This window comes from Verrucosispora sp. CNZ293 (assembly GCF_002754655.1).
In genome coordinates this window covers 3,527,443-3,542,556 of the sequence record NZ_PEFR01000001.1, presented here as the reverse complement: position 1 = coordinate 3,542,556, position 15,114 = coordinate 3,527,443, and the positions used below count along the sequence as shown (strand labels likewise).

12 protein-coding genes are annotated in these 15,114 nt (G+C 73.0%); all 12 read left to right on the top strand.

Going from position 1 to position 15,114, the window contains the following annotated elements; translation table 11 throughout:
• Positions 1-106 precede the first annotated feature (106 nt).
• The 12 genes from CLT74_RS15990 (at position 107) to gatB (ending at position 15,087) form a co-directional block, all read left to right on the top strand.
• A complete protein-coding gene (locus CLT74_RS15990) occupies positions 107-937 on the top strand; it encodes a DUF4397 domain-containing protein (protein WP_099852112.1) in 831 nt (276 codons plus the stop codon).
• Positions 934-1,584, top strand: coding sequence for a class F sortase (locus CLT74_RS15985; RefSeq protein WP_099847252.1), 651 nt, complete (start codon positions 934-936; stop codon positions 1,582-1,584). The genes CLT74_RS15990 and CLT74_RS15985 overlap by 4 nt, the downstream gene beginning before the upstream one ends.
• A 60-nt stretch (positions 1,585-1,644) precedes the next feature.
• Complete coding sequence (locus tag CLT74_RS15980; protein WP_099847251.1) at positions 1,645-2,820, top strand: cysteine desulfurase family protein; 1,176 nt, start codon at positions 1,645-1,647, stop codon at positions 2,818-2,820.
• Positions 2,821-2,868: 48 nt separating this feature from the next.
• Entirely contained in the window at positions 2,869-3,942 is a 1,074-nt protein-coding gene (mnmA, locus tag CLT74_RS15975) for a tRNA 2-thiouridine(34) synthase MnmA (protein WP_099852110.1), read from the top strand.
• 150 nt (positions 3,943-4,092) lie between these two features.
• Entirely contained in the window at positions 4,093-5,091 is a 999-nt protein-coding gene (locus CLT74_RS15970; protein ID WP_099847250.1) for a methionine synthase, read from the top strand.
• A gap of 36 nt (positions 5,092-5,127) precedes the next feature.
• Positions 5,128-5,496, top strand: coding sequence for a VOC family protein (locus tag CLT74_RS15965; protein WP_199172198.1), 369 nt, complete (start codon positions 5,128-5,130; stop codon positions 5,494-5,496).
• A 229-nt stretch (positions 5,497-5,725) separates the two neighbouring features.
• Positions 5,726-6,730: an ADP-ribosylglycohydrolase family protein gene (locus CLT74_RS15960; protein ID WP_199172197.1), complete on the top strand. Its 1,005-nt coding sequence runs from the start codon at positions 5,726-5,728 to the stop codon at positions 6,728-6,730.
• Positions 6,731-6,803: 73 nt separating this feature from the next.
• Positions 6,804-8,954 carry an NAD-dependent DNA ligase LigA gene (ligA, locus tag CLT74_RS15955; protein WP_486582331.1) on the top strand — a complete coding sequence of 717 codons (2,151 nt, stop codon included), beginning with the start codon at positions 6,804-6,806 and terminating at the stop codon, positions 8,952-8,954.
• Positions 8,955-9,099: 145 nt separating this feature from the next.
• Positions 9,100-11,538, top strand: coding sequence for an EAL domain-containing protein (locus CLT74_RS15950; protein ID WP_099847247.1), 2,439 nt, complete (start codon positions 9,100-9,102; stop codon positions 11,536-11,538).
• A 258-nt stretch (positions 11,539-11,796) separates the two neighbouring features.
• Positions 11,797-12,102 carry an Asp-tRNA(Asn)/Glu-tRNA(Gln) amidotransferase subunit GatC gene (gene gatC, locus CLT74_RS15945; protein ID WP_088995614.1) on the top strand — a complete coding sequence of 102 codons (306 nt, stop codon included), beginning with the start codon at positions 11,797-11,799 and terminating at the stop codon, positions 12,100-12,102.
• Complete coding sequence (gene gatA, locus CLT74_RS15940; protein WP_099847246.1) at positions 12,099-13,574, top strand: Asp-tRNA(Asn)/Glu-tRNA(Gln) amidotransferase subunit GatA; 1,476 nt, start codon at positions 12,099-12,101, stop codon at positions 13,572-13,574. The genes gatC and gatA overlap by 4 nt, the downstream gene beginning before the upstream one ends.
• Positions 13,575-13,587: 13 nt before the next feature.
• Positions 13,588-15,087 carry an Asp-tRNA(Asn)/Glu-tRNA(Gln) amidotransferase subunit GatB gene (gene gatB, locus CLT74_RS15935; RefSeq protein ID WP_099847245.1) on the top strand — a complete coding sequence of 500 codons (1,500 nt, stop codon included), beginning with the start codon at positions 13,588-13,590 and terminating at the stop codon, positions 15,085-15,087.
• Positions 15,088-15,114: the final 27 nt, after the last annotated feature.

The window sequence follows — 15,114 nt, the reverse complement described above, 5'->3', positions numbered from 1 at the left end:
CGGAAAAAGAAAGTCGCTCCGGCCCGCATCCGGGCGGCGTCGAGCCGGCGTAACTCGGGGTGCACAGCAAGCCTGACGAAATGGCATGAACCACCAGGAGGCAGACATGCAGTTCGCGTACCTTCGCCGCTTCGCCGCGGGTGGCGCGGTCGCCGCGCTGACCTTCGTCGGCGCCGGCATCGCGACGGCGACCCCGGCGTACGCCGCCGACTCGAAGGTCTCCGTCGTGCACGGCATCCCGGACACCCCTGTCGACGTCTACGTCAACGGCGAGAAGACCCTGGAGAACTTCGAGCCCGGTGACGTGGCCGGACCGCTCGACCTGCCGGAGGGGCAGTACGACATCGCCCTGACCAAGCCGGGCGAGCCGATCGGGCAGGCCATCCTCACCGCCGACGACGCCGAGGTCCCCGGCGGGGCGAACATCAGCATCGCCGCACACCTCGACGCCGACGGCCAGCCCACGATCACCCCCTTCGTCAACGACACCGCGAAGGTGGACGCCGGCAAGGCCCGGCTGATCGTGCGGCACACCGCCGCCGCGCCCGCGGTGGACGTGCGGGCCGGTGGCAGCCCGGTCTTCGAGGGCCTGACCAACCCGAACGAGGCCAAGGGTGACGTGGACGCCGGCAGCGTCTCGGCGGACGTGGTGCTCGCCGGCACCGACACCGTGGTGATCGGTCCGGCCGACCTCAACCTGGCTGAGGGCACGGCGACGATCGTCTACGCCATCGGTTCGGCCGAGGCGGAGAACCTGGCAGTGGTGGCGCAGACCATCGAGGGTCTGCACTCGGCGCCGTCCGGCGTGCCGAGCGGCACCGGTGGTCAGGCCGACACCGGTCTCGGCACCTGGTGGTACGCCCTGGCGGGCACCGGGATCCTGCTGCTGGTCGCGGGTGGGGCGCGGGCGGCTGTCGTCCGGTCGGGTCGCCGGTGACCGTCGTCAACCGTGGGGCGCTGGCGGCTGTGGCCGCCGGCGCCGCCGCGCTCGCTGTCGCGGCCGTGGTGGCCGTGGTGTCCAGGCCGGCGGGAGACGTCGGCGCCGAGCAGGCCGCCGCGTTGGCCAGCCCCACGCCGTCGACAGCCGGACCCGCCGTGGCGGTGGTCCCGGGCGCGCTGCCCGACGACACCGATCCGGTCCGCCCGGTCCGGCTGCGGATCCCCTCGATCGGGGTCACCGCGCGGGTCGACCCGGTCGGAGTGAACGAGCGCACCAAGGAGTTCGACGTGCCGCCAAGCGTCGACCAGATCGGCTGGTACCGCTACGGGCCCGGGCTCGAGACCGACTCCGGATCGGTGGTGATCGCCGGGCACGTGGACAGTGCCGAGCAGGGCCGGGGCGCCTTCTACCGGCTGCGTGAACTCGCACCCGGTGACACCGTGACGGCCACCGGCGAGGACGGGACCGAGCGGACCTACCGGGTGGTCGCCCGCGAGGAGTACGACAAGACGAAGATTCCGCTGGAGCGCTACTTCGCCCGGGACGGGCGCCCCCGCCTGACGTTGATCACCTGTGGCGGTCCGTTCGACGCCGAGGCGCGTCGCTACCGGGACAACATCGTCGTGACCGCGTCACCGGTCTGACGTCCCGCCAGGCAATCCGGCCTGCGGTCGGCACCGGAGTGGTCGTTAGGCTGAACCGTGATGGCTTACCTGGATCATGCCGCGACCACTCCGATGCTCGACGAGGCACTGGAGGCGTACGTCGCGACCGCTCGCGAGGTCGGCAACGCGTCTAGCCTGCACGCGTCCGGTCGGCGCGCCCGTCGCCGGGTGGAGGAGTCGCGGGAGCGGGTGGCCGCCGCGTTGGGTGCCCGGCCGTCCGAGGTGATCTTCACCGGTGGCGGCACCGAGAGCGACAACCTCGCGGTGAAAGGCATCTTCTGGGCGCGCCGGGACGCCGACGCCGGGCGGCGTCGGGTGATCTCCAGTGCCGTCGAACACCACGCCGTCCTCGACGCGGTGGAGTGGCTGGACCGGCACGAGGGCGCCGAGGTGGGCTGGCTGCCCGTCGACGGGGCCGGCCGGCTGCACCCGGACGCGCTCCGCGCGGAGCTGGCCGAACACGGCGACCGGGCGGCGCTTGTCACCGCCATGTGGGCCAACAACGAGGTCGGCACCGTGCAGCGGATCGGCGAGCTGGCCGCCGTGGCCGCCGAGTACGACGTGCCGTTCCACACCGACGCCATCCAGGCGGTCGGTCAGGTGCCTGTCGACTTCGCCGCCAGCGGCGTCGCCGCGCTCACCGTCACCGGCCACAAGCTCGGCGGCCCGGTCGGGGTCGGCGCGTTGCTGCTGGGCCGGGACGTGGCGGCGGTACCGCTGCTGCACGGCGGGGGACAGGAGCGGGACGTGCGTTCCGGCACGCTCGACGCGGCCGGCATCGTCGCCTTCGCGGTCGCCGTCGAAACGACAGTCAAGGGCCAGCAGGAGTACGCGGCAGGGGTGGCCGCGCTCCGTGACGACCTGGTACGGCGGGTCCGCCAGGCGGTGCCCGAGGTGATCTTCAACGGTGACCCGACCGATCGGCTGCCCGGCAACGCGCACTTCTCGTTCCCCGGTTGCGAAGGGGACGCGCTGCTGCTCCTGCTGGACGCCCAGGGCATCGCCTGCTCGACGGGTTCGGCCTGCTCGGCCGGGGTGGCGCAGCCCTCCCACGTGCTGCTGGCGATGGGCGCGGACGACGACCGGGCCCGCTCGTCACTGCGCTTCTCCCTCGGCCACACCAGCACCACCACCGACGTCGACGCGCTCATCGCCGCACTTCCGGGGGCCGTGGAGCGGGCCCGGCGGGCGGCGGCGCCGCGTACGCCCCGCTGAGCCGGCGCCGGGCGGAGATAGGCTCGGTGGGAAGGGAGAGTGGTCCGGGTGAGGGTGTTGGCGGCGATGTCCGGCGGCGTGGATTCCGCGGTGGCGGCGGCACGGGCGGTGCAGGCCGGGCATGACGTGACTGGCGTGCACCTGGCACTGGCCCGCAACCCGCAGACCTACCGCACCGGTGCCCGGGGCTGCTGCACCCTGGAGGACTCGCGGGACGCCCGGCGGGCCGCCGACGTGCTCGGTATCCCGTTCTACGTCTGGGACATGGCCGACCGCTTCCACGCCGACGTGGTCGACGACTTCGTCGCCGAGTACGCGGCGGGGCGTACCCCCAATCCGTGCCTGCGCTGCAACGAGAAGATCAAGTTCGCCGCGGTGCTGGACCGGGCGGTGGCCCTGGGGTTCGACGCCGTGGTCACCGGGCATCACGCCCGGCTCGGCCCGGACGGCCTGCTGCGGCGCAGCGTCGACGCGGCGAAGGACCAGTCGTACGTGCTGGCCGTGCTCACCCGGGAGCAGCTGGACCGGTCGATCTTCCCGCTCGGCGACTCGACGAAGGCTCAGGTCCGGCAGGAGGCTGCCGACCGGGGCCTCGCCGTCGCCGACAAGCCGGACTCGCACGACATCTGCTTCATCGCCGACGGTGACACCCGCGGCTTCCTGGCCGAGCGGCTCGGCGAGACGCCCGGCGACGTGGTCGACGCGAGCACCGGCGCGGTGGTGGGACAGCACGCCGGTGCGTACGCGTACACCGTCGGCCAGCGGCGCGGCCTGCACCTGGACCGGCCCGCCCCGGACGGCCGGCCCCGCTACGTGCTCTCCATCACGCCGAAGACGAACACCGTCACCGTCGGCCCGGCCGAGGCGTTGGAGGTCTCCGAGGTCGCCGCCACCCGCCCGGTCTGGACCGGCGGCCCACGGCCCGACGGCCCGATCGAGTGCGAGGTCCAGCTGCGCGCCCACGGCGTCGTGGTGCCTGCCGCCGTCACCGTCGACGGCGACACCCTCCACGCCGACCTGCGCCACCCGGTGCGCGGCGTGGCCGCAGGCCAGGCCATCGTCGCCTACCGTCCCGACCCCGCCGGCGACATCGTCCTCGGCTCCGCCACCATCACCACCTGACCGGGCCGTCTGCCGCCGTTCGGCGACGGGATCGTCCACCGGATCGGTCACGTCTTGCGGCACGTCGGGCCATCCAGTAGGCGTGATCGACCGACATACCGCAAGCCGTGACCTCGGCGAGGGCAGGATCGCGGCCGGTAGGCTGCGGCGGTGGATGATTTGGGGTTGCCGTGGGGGGTGGGTGCGGCGACGGGTGTGGGGTCGTTGCCGGGGGTGGACATCGCGGAGGCGCAGCGGATCGTGCTCGGTGAGCTGCCCGGCCTGCCGCATCTGCCGGAGCTTCCGGCCCGGGGACCGGGCGCCGATCTGATCGGGCGCACCGGCGGTCTGCTTGTGGAACTGCCGATCGAGCTGTACGCGGCACGCTGGCGGGTGGCCCCGCGCCCGGGCCGCGACCTGCGCCGGGCCCGCGACCTGATGGAACGCGACCTGGATCAGCTCGCCGAGCAGGCCGAGGAGTACGCCGGCCCAGTCAAGATCCAGGCGGCTGGCCCGCTCACCCTGGCCGCCTCGATCGAGCTGCCGATCGGCGGTCGGATGCTGCGCGACCCCGGTGCAGTGCGGGACCTGACCGGTTCGCTGGCCGAAGGACTGCGCGGCCACGTCGACGCGGTGACCCGCCGGTTGCCCCGCGCGTCGGTGCTGCTCCAACTGGACGAGCCGTCCCTGCCGGCGGTGCTGGCCGGCCGGGTGCCCACCGAGAGTGGCCTCGGCGCCTACCGGGCTGTGGAGTCGGGTGACGCCCGCGCGCTGCTGGGTACGGTGGTCGAGGCGGTGGGGGTGCCGACAGTTGTGCACTGCTGCGCCCCGGACGTGCCGCTGGACCTGCTCCGCTCCACCGGCGCGATAGGTGTCGCGCTCGACCTGAGCCTGGTCACCGACCTCGACCCGCTCGGCGAGGTGCTCGACGCCGGGTTCGGGCTGCTGGCCGGTGCCGCGCCGACGACACCCACCGGTCGCGCGCCGACCTCCGCCGACCTCGCCGACCGGGTACGCACCCTCTGGGACCGCCTCGGGTTTCCGCGCCTCCGGCTCGCCGAACAGGTGGTGGTGACGCCCGCCTGTGGCCTGGCCGGGGCCGACGCGACGTACGTCCGGGCGGTCCTCGCGGCCTGCCGGGACGCCGGTCGCCGGCTGGCCGAGGCGTGAGGTTTCCGGTCGTACCCACGGGGCAGGATGCTCGTCATGATTGGACAGCTGCGTTCGACGGTGATCGACTGCCCCGACCCGCGTGCGTTGGCCGGCTTCTACTCGGAGCTGCTCGGCCTGCCGCTGCTTGAGGACAACTCCGACGGCAACGACTGGGTGGTGCTCGGCGGGCCGCCCGGCCACCAGCCCCGGCTGGCCTTCCAGCGGGCGATCGACCTGCGCCCGCCGGCCTGGCCCGATCCGGAGCGCCCCCAGCAGTTCCACCTCGACGTGACAGTGGACGACATCGAGGCGGCGGAGAAGGCGGCCCTGGCCCTGGGCGCCCGCCGGCTGCCCGGCGAGGGCGACGGCTTCCGGGTCTACGCCGACCCCGCCGGGCACCCGTTCTGCCTCTGCTGGGACTGACCGCCCGCCCGGCCGGGAGTGCCGGCAACCAGCGGGCTCGGCCGTTCGGCGCGCGTTGCCGTTCGGCGGGCTCGGCCGGCCGGCGGGCGTCGCCGGACGGCCGGGCGTGCACGGCTGGCCGCGAGGTGTCGGGAGCCGGCCAGCGGCTGACGTCGGCGGGCCGGCCGCCCGACGGTGGTGGTCCGATCAGAGGCTGCGCGGCTTGCGGGTGACGGGCATCATCGCGTTCATGATCAGTCCAGCACCTCGGCGCGCCGCCGGCTCACTCTTCGGTCTGGCCTACGGTGACGCGCTCGGCAAACCCACCGAGTTCCTCACCGTCGCCGAGATCGACAGGCGGTTCGGCCCGACCGGCCCCCGGGAGCTTGTCGGCGACCCGGCGCTGGTCACCGACGACACCCAGATGGCGTTGGCGGTGGGCTGGGCGCTGCACGACGCGCCGAGGTACACCGCCGAGGCGGTGGAGCCGCTGCTGCGCCGCCGTTTCCTGGACTGGGCGGTCAGCCCGGACAACAACCGCGCGCCGGGGATGACCTGCCTGCGGGCCTGCGCCGAACTGTCCCGGGGCCTGCCCTGGCAGCAGGCCACCCAGGCCGGGTCGAAGGGGTGCGGGGCGAACATGCGGGTCACCCCGGTCGGGTTGCTCGACGTTGATCTCGACACCCTCGCCGGGCTGGCCCAGCTCCAGGCCGGTCTCACCCACGGCCATCCGACCGGGCTGGCCGCGAGCGAGTTGACCGCGTACGCGGTCCGGCTGCTCGTCGACGACGGCGTCGCCCTGGCCGAGCTGCCCGGCCTGCTCACCGCCCGGGCCCACCAGCAACGCACGGTCTACCGGGCCGACTGGCTCGGCGAGCTGTGGCGGCGCTCGGACGCCGCCACCCCCGAGGAGTTCATCGCCCGGGGCTGGGACGAGTGCCAGCGGACGCTGACCCGGCTCGACGCGGCTCTCACCGCCCCGGACGACGGCGGTGACCCGTGCCGGTTCACCGGTGAGGGCTGGATCGCCGAGGAGGCCCTCGCGGCGGCCCTGTACTGCGCCGTCCGGCACGCCGACGACCCGGTCGACGCGCTCGCCCGGGGCGCCCGCACCGCCGGCGACTCCGACTCGATCGCCGCCCTCGCCGGTGCCTTCGTCGGCGCGGCCCACGGCATGCCGGGCTGGCCGGCCGGGTGGGCGGGCCGGATCGAGTACGCGGATCAACTCGCCGCGCTTGCCGCACCGCACGACTGACCAGGTGGCGGCACAGTTGTCCCACCCGGGGACTACCGTGCGGGGGTAGCACGATCACGGGAGGTCGACAGCGGTGTCCGGAGGCGGCAGGGTGTCCGATGAAGCGGTTCCCCAGCAGGTCGATGCGGCGCAGGAGGCCGCCGGCCCCGAGCCGACGCCGCAGGCGCGGGAGCGGCACACCACGCTCAGCCAGGAGCTGACCGAGCACCAGTACCGCTACTACGTGCTCGACGCGCCGACCATCTCCGACGCCGACTTCGACAGCCAGCTGCGTGAGCTGGAGGCGCTGGAGGCGGAGTTTCCCGCGTTGCGCACCCCTGACTCACCGACCCAGCGGGTCGGCGGCACGTTCTCCACCGACTTCACCCCGGTCGCCCACGCCGAACGGATGATGTCGCTGGACAATGCCTTCGCCGACGAGGAGCTGGCGGCCTGGGCGGAACGGGTCGAGCGGGACGCCGGCGGTCCGGCGCCCTACCTGTGCGAGCTGAAGGTCGACGGTCTGGCGATCAACCTGACCTACGAGAGCGGCCGGCTGGTCCGGGCGGCCACCCGCGGCGACGGCCGTACCGGCGAGGACGTCACCGCGAACGTGCGCAGCATCCGGGACGTGCCCGGCCGGCTGACCGACTCGGCGGAGTTCGGGCCGCCGCCCGAGTTCATCGAGGTGCGTGGCGAGATCTACTTTCCGGTCGCCGCCTTCGCCGACCTCAATGCCGGCCTGGTCGAGCAGGGCAAGGCACCCTTCGCCAACCCGCGCAACGCCGCGGCCGGCAGCCTGCGGCAGAAGGATCCACGGATCACCGCCTCCCGTCCACTGCGCCTGGTGGTGCACGGCATCGGCGCCCGGCGCGGTTTCCAGCCGACCACCCAGTCCGAGTCGTACTCGGCGTTGCGGGCCTGGGGCCTGCCCACCAGCGACCGTTGGCGGGTGGTGCCCGACCTGACCGGCGTCCGGGAGTACATCGCGCACTACGCCGCGCACCGGCACGACGTCGAGCACGAGATCGACGGTGTGGTGGTGAAGGTCGACCCGGTGCCCATCCAGGGGCGGCTGGGCTCGACAAGCCGGGCGCCACGCTGGGCGATCGCCTTCAAGTATCCGCCGGAGGAGGTCAACACCACCCTGCTCGACATCGAGGTCGAGGTCGGCCGGACCGGTCGGGTGACCCCCCGGGCGGTGCTCCAGCCGGTCCGGGTGGCCGGCTCCACAGTCGAGTACGCCACCCTGCACAACGCCCGCGAGGTCGAGCGCAAGGGGGTCCTGATCGGCGACACGGTGGTCATCCGCAAGGCCGGTGACGTGATCCCGGAGGTGCTCGGGCCGGTGGTCGACCTGCGTCCACCGGACGCCCGCGCGTTCGTCATGCCGACCACCTGCCCGGCCTGTGGCACCCCGCTCGCCCCCGCGAAGGAGGGCGACGTCGACATCCGGTGTCCCAACTCGCGTAGCTGCCCGGCGCAGTTGCGGGAGCGGGTGTTCCATCTGGCCGGGCGGGGCGCCTTCGACATCGAGGCGCTCGGCTACAAGAGCGGCGCCGCGCTGCTCGACGCGCAGATCATCACCGACGAGGGAGACCTCTTCTCGCTCGACGCCGAGCGGCTGGCCCGCGCGCCGTTCTTCGTCAACAAGGACGGCAGCCTCGGCAGCAACGCCGCCAAGCTGCTCGACAACCTCGCCACGGCCCGGGAGCGCGACCTGTGGCGGGTGCTTGTGGCCCTCTCGATCCGGCACGTCGGGCCGACCGCCGCGCAGGCGTTGGCCCGGCACTTCCGCTCGATCGAGGCTGTCGACCAGGCCACCGAGGAGGAGCTTTCCTCAGTCGACGGAGTCGGCCCGACAATCGCGGCCAGCATCCGCGAGTGGTTCGCCGTCGACTGGCACCGCGAGGTGGTCCGCAAGTGGGCCGAGGCGGGTGTCCGGATGGCCGAGGAGGCCGTGCAGGAGGGGCCACGCCCGCTGGAGGGGGTGACCGTGGTGGTGACCGGCACGCTCGGTGGTTTCTCCCGGGACCAGGCCGCCGAGGCGATCCAGTCCCGGGGTGGCAAGGTCAGCGGCTCGGTGTCGAAGAAGACGGGTTTCGTGGTGGTGGGCGACAACCCAGGGTCCAAGGCGGACAAGGCGACCAGCCTGAAGGTGCCGGTGCTCGACGAGGACGGCTTCCGGGTGTTGCTCGACGCCGGCCCCGAGGCGGCCCGGCAGGTGGCCCGCGTCGCGGAGTGACGATCTTTACGGCACTCTCCCGGATACCAACTTAATTACGACTACTACCGATTCGTGACTGTCGCGACGGGAAAGTGGGTGGTGGGGGCGTTTCATTGGGGCACGGCGCGTGAAACCACGGGCCGGTCTCGTGCCGGGAGGTGTGATGGAGTCGCCCGACCCGCGCAACCTCGTCCCGCCCGGGCGGACCGCGCAGTTCACGACGTTCGTCGCGGCCGTACTCGTGGTGGCCGCGCTGGTCTCGGCGGACGGGCTGGTGTCCCTGCCGTCGACCCTGCCCGACCTGCCGGCGGCGTTCTGGACGATGGCGGTGCTCGCCGTGGCCTGCGACGCGCGCCCCTTCCTGCCACCCGGCCGGGGGCAGTCCTCCTCGGCCGTCTTCCCCTCCACCTGCTTCACCTTCGCGATCCTGCTCGGCTGGGGGCTGGGCCCCGCGGTCGCGGTGCAGGCGGTCGCCGTGGTGGTCTCCGGGATCCGGATGCGGCACGCGCCCTGGCGGACGGCCTTCAACGCCGGGCAGTACGCCTGCTCGTTGGCGGCGGCGTACGCGGTGACCCGGCTCGGCCCGGGCGGGCTGTACGACGGTGCGACGCTCGACTGGACCGACATCGTCGCGATCGGCGGCGCCGGGGTCGCCTGGTTCGCGGTCAACTACGGGCTGGTCACCGCCGCGGTGCGGCTGCGCTTCGGGGAGCGGTGGTGGCCCAACGCGTGGCACGGCCTGCCCTTCGAGCTGCTCTCCACCGGGTCGTTGCTGCTGCTCGCGCCGGTGCTGGTCACCGCCGCCCGGGCCAGTGCCGCCCTGGTGCCGCTGGTGCTGGTACCGCTGTTCGCGGTCTACCGGATGGCTCGCCTCACGGTGGAACAGCACCAGTTGGCCGCACTCGACCCGCTCACCGGGCTGCCCAACCGCAAGGCGCTGCTCGCCGAGGTCAACGAGCAGGTGCACCGGCACGCCGAGCGCGCCGCGCGGGGGGAGCCCGGCACCCGCCTCGCCCTGCTGCTCATCGACCTGGACCGCTTCAAGAACGTCAACGACGCGCTCGGTCACGCGGTCGGCGACCGGCTGCTGGTGGAGGTGAGCGCCCGGCTGACCGACGCGGTCGCGCCGCCGCAGATGGTCGCCCGGCTCGGCGGCGACGAGTTCGCGATCGTGATGACCGGGCTCAGCGATGCGGGCGAGGCCCGCGCCCTGGCCGACCAGGTCGTGCAGGCCCTCGCCGAGCCGGTGTCGCTGGACGGGTTGCCGCTTGATGTCGGCGGTTCCATCGGCATCGCCCTGTACCCGGAACACGGCGAGGACTTCGCCACCCTGATGCGGCACGCGGACGTGGCGATGTACGACGCGAAGCACCGCAACGACACGGTCGCCGTCTACACCGCCGAATCCGACCACAACTCCGCCGAGCGACTGGGCCTGCTGGCCGACCTGCGCCGGGTGCTGGAGGTCGGTGCGTCGGGGCGGGACGACGGGTCGACGCCGGCCGGCGGGACAACCGTCCGTGGCGGGGACGGCGCGGTGCTGCCCACCTCCGCGCCCATGGAGGGGCCGAACGGTGCCCGCTGGTGGGGCCGGTGGCGCCGCCGCCCCCGGGTGGTGATCCACGATGACGAGTTGATCGCCCGGATCATCACCGGTGCGGACCCGACCCTGCGCCGCGCGGCCCGGACGGTGGGACCGGATGACGTGACCGCCGCCGACGCGGTGTGGTCCGGGGGACAGCCGGACCTCGACAGTCGTGGAACGGATCCCGCGACACCGACCACCGGCAGCCGCGTCGGTGCCGAGCCGGGCACCGACGCGGGCGAGATCATGATGTATTACCAGCCGCAGATCGCCATCGCCACCGGCGAGGTGGTCGGGGTGGAGGCGCTGCTGCGCTGGCGACACCCACGCCGGGGGATGGTCGACCCGGAGGAGCTGATCCGGGTCGCCGAGCAGAGCGCGGTGATGCGGCTGCTCACCCGCCGGGTCGTCGACGACGTGGTGGAGCAGCTCGCCAAGTGGTCGGCGGCGGGCCTCGGGCTACGGGCGGCACTCAATGTCAGCGTGCGGGACCTGCACACCTGCGACATCGCCGACCAGATCGCCGACCGGCTGGCCCGCTACGGGGTGGCCCCGGAACGGCTGCAACTGGAGATCACCGAGGGCGCGCTGATGGCCGATCCGCGCCGGGTGCTGACCACCATCACCCGGCTGCACCGGATCGGGGTGGGCATCGCGCTCGACGATTTCGGCACCGGCTACTCCTCCCTCCAGCACCTGCGTCGGCTGCCGCTGGCGGAGGTGAAGGTCGACAGGTCGTTCGTCCTCGGCATGGCCGAGGACAGCGACGACGCGGCGATCGTCCGTTCGACGATCGAGCTGGCCAAGGCGCTGGGACTGCGGGTGGTGGCCGAGGGCGTGGAGGACGAGCGGACCTGGCGGATGCTGCACGCGGCCGGCTGCGACGCCGCCCAGGGCTGGTTCTACGCCCGGCCGATGCCGGCCGAGGAACTTGTCGCCTGGCTGGCCCGGTACCGCCCGCTGCGGCCGCTCGGCGGTCACGACGAGGCGGAGGTGCCGCGCCGGCACGCCCGCTGATCCCGACGGAGCCATCCGGACCAGCCACGTCGGTCGCGCCGCAGTCAACGGTGTCGGTGCGGCCAGGATCAAGGGCGCCGGTGTGGCCGGGACCAGCGGCGTCGCTCGGGGCGGGACCGGTCTGGCCGGTGCTCGGGGAGGCGGCAACGGCCGGCCGGGCGGGAAACAATAGACTCGCTGCGGTCACCGCGCGTCGCGTACCCGGGCAGCGGTGGGCGCAGGTCAGGCAGACGCAGCACAGCCACGAAGGGGGCACCGATGGCCGCCATCTCCCGCGAGGAGGTCGCGCACCTGGCGCGACTGTCGCGGCTCGCCGTGACGGAGGAGGAGCTGGACACCTTCGCCGGTCAGCTCGACGTGATCCTCCAAGCGGTCGCGCAGGTGGGCGAGGTCGCCGCCGCGGACATCCCGCCGACCTCCCACTCGGTGCCGCTGACGAACGTGCTCCGCGAGGACGTCGTGACGCCGTGCCTGACCCCCGAGGAAGCGTTGTCGGGCGCCCCCGACGCGGAGGAGCAGCGGTTCCGCGTACCGCGGATCCTGGACGAGGATGTGGCCTCATGACCGACGTCACCGCACTGACCGCGACGCAGATCGCGGGGCTCGTCGCCACCGGCGCGGCCTCCGCGGTCGAGGTCACCCAGGCCCACCTGGACCGGATCGCCGCCGTGGACGGCCGGGTCAACGCCTTCCTGCACGTCGACACCGAGGGCGCGCTGGCCGCCGCCCGGGACATCGACGCCCGCCGGGCGGCCGGCGAGGAACTGGGGCCGCTGGCCGGCGTGCCGGTCGCGGTCAAGGACGTCCTCACCACGAAGGGTGTGCCGACCACCGTCGGCTCGAAGATCCTTGAGGGCTGGCGTCCGCCGTACGACTCGACGATCGTGGAACGGCTGCGCGCCGCCGGCACGGTGATGCTCGGCAAGACCAACATGGACGAGTTCGCGATGGGCTCCTCCACGGAATACTCCGCGTACGGGCCGAGCCGCAACCCGTGGGACACCGACCGCATCCCGGGTGGTTCCGGCGGGGGAAGCGCGGCGGCACTCGCCGCGTACGAGGCGCCACTGGCGATCGGTTCGGACACCGGCGGCTCGATCCGTCAGCCGGGCGCGGTCACCGGCACCGTCGGCGCGAAACCGACATACGGCGGCACCTCCCGGTACGGGCTGGTGGCCTTCTCGTCCTCACTGGACACTCCCGGCCCGTGCGCGCGTACCGTGCTCGACGCGGCGTTGCTGCACGCGGCGATCGGCGGGCACGACCCGCGCGACTCCACCTCCATCCCGGCACCGGTGCCGGACGTGGTGGCCGCGGCCAAGCTCGGCGCGACGGGCGACCTGAGCGGCGTACGGCTGGGCATCGTCACCGAGTTCGGCGGCGAGGGTGCGGAGCCGGGCGTGACGGCCGCCTTCAACGAGGCGGTCGCCACGTTGACCAAACTCGGCGCGGAGATCGTCGAGATCTCCTGCCCGCACTTCCGGTACGCGTTGCCGGCGTACTACCTGATCGCGCCGAGCGAGTGCTCCTCGAACCTGGCCCGCTTCGACGGCGTCCGGTTCGGGCTGCGCACCGGCGACGACGGCAACCGGTCGCTGGAGGAGGTCATGTCGCTGACCCGGGAGGCCGGCTTCGGCCCCGAGGTCAAGCGGCGCATCATGCTCGGCACGTACGCGCTCTCCTCGGGCTACTACGACGCCTACTACGGGCAGGCGCAGAAGGTGCGGACGCTCATCACCCGCGACTTCACCGCCGCGTTCGAGCGGGTCGACGCGCTGATCTCGCCGACCACCCCGTTCGTCGCCTTCCCGCTCGGCGCGCGCACCTCCGACCCGTACCAGATGTACCTGGCCGACCTGTTCACCATTCCGAGCAACCTGTACGGCGGGCCGGGCATCTCGGTGCCGTGCGGGCTCTCCGAGGGGCTGCCGGTCGGACTTCAGGTGATGGCTCCGACGCTCGCCGACGACCGGATGTACCGGGTCGCCGCCGCGTTGGAGAGCGCCGTCGGCACGTTCACCCCACCGGCACTGTGAGGCAGGAGCACAGATGACCACGACACTGCCCGCGTACGACGAGGTCGTCGCGCGCTACGAGCCGGTGATCGGCCTGGAGACCCACGTCGAGCTGGGCACGAACACCAAGATGTTCTGCGGCTGCCCGACCGACTTCGGCGGCGAGCCGAACACCCGGGTCTGCCCGGTCTGCCTGGGGCTGCCCGGCTCGCTGCCGGTGGCGAACAAGGCGGCGATCGAGGCGACCATCCGGATCGGCCTGGCGTTGAACTGCTCCATCGCGACCTGGTGCCGGTTCGCCCGGAAGAACTACTTCTACCCGGACATGCCGAAGAACTTCCAGATCAGCCAGTACGACGAGCCGCTCTGCGTCGACGGTTACCTGGACGTCGAGGTCAACGGCGAGATGGTGCGGATCGGCATCGAGCGGGTGCACCTGGAGGAGGACACCGGCAAGACGCTGCACGTCGGCGGCGCCACCGGTCGGATCCACGGCGCGACCGAGTCGCTCGTCGACTACAACCGCGCCGGCATCCCGCTCGTGGAGATCGTCACCAAGCCGATCCCGGGTACCGGTGCGCTCGCGCCCGAGGTGGCCCGCGCGTACGTCACCGAGCTGCGGGACGTGCTCCGCTCGCTCGGCGTCTCCGACGTACGCATGGAGGAGGGCTCCCTGCGCTGCGACGTGAACACCTCACTGAACCTGCCCGGCGAGGAGTGGGGCACCCGCACCGAGACCAAGAACGTCAACTCGCTGCGGTCGGTCGAGCGGGCGGTGCGCTCCGAGATGCTGCGTCAGGCAGCCGTCCTCGGCGCGGGTGGCCGGATCACCCAGGAGACCCGGCACTTCCACGAGGACACCGGGGACACCACCCCCGGCCGGTCCAAGGAGACCGCCACCGACTACCGGTACTTCCCGGAGCCGGACCTGGTGCCCCTGGCGCCGGATCCCGCCTGGGTGGCGGAGCTGAAGGCCGCCCTGCCGGAGCTGCCCCGGCTGCACCGCCGCCGGCTCCAGCAGGCGTGGGGCCTCTCCGACCTCGACATGCAGTCGGTGCTCAACGCCGGTGCGGTCGAGCTGATCGAGGCCACCGTGGCGGCCGGTGCGACACCGGCCGCGGCCCGCAAGTGGTGGCTTGGTGAGCTGTCCCGGCGGGCCAACGAGACGGGCGTGGAGCTGGCCGACATCGGGGCCACCCCGGCGCAGGTCGCCGAGCTTCAGGGCCTTGTCGACGCCGGGAAGCTCAACGACAAGCTGGCCCGTAGCGTGCTGGAGGGCGTGGTCGCCGGGGAAGGCTCCCCGACCGAGATCATGACCACCCGGGGCCTGGAGGTCGTCTCCGACACCGGCGCGCTCACCGCCGCCGTGGACGAGGCGATCGCCGCCAACCCGGCCATCGCCGACAAGGTCCGCAGCGGCAAGGTGGCCGCAGCCGGCGCCCTCGTCGGCGCGGTCATGAAGACCACCCGTGGCCAGGCCGACGCCCAAACCGTCCGCACCCTCATCCTCGAACGCCTCGGCGCCCAAGGCTGAGCCCTCTCCCACCAACCCACGTTGATC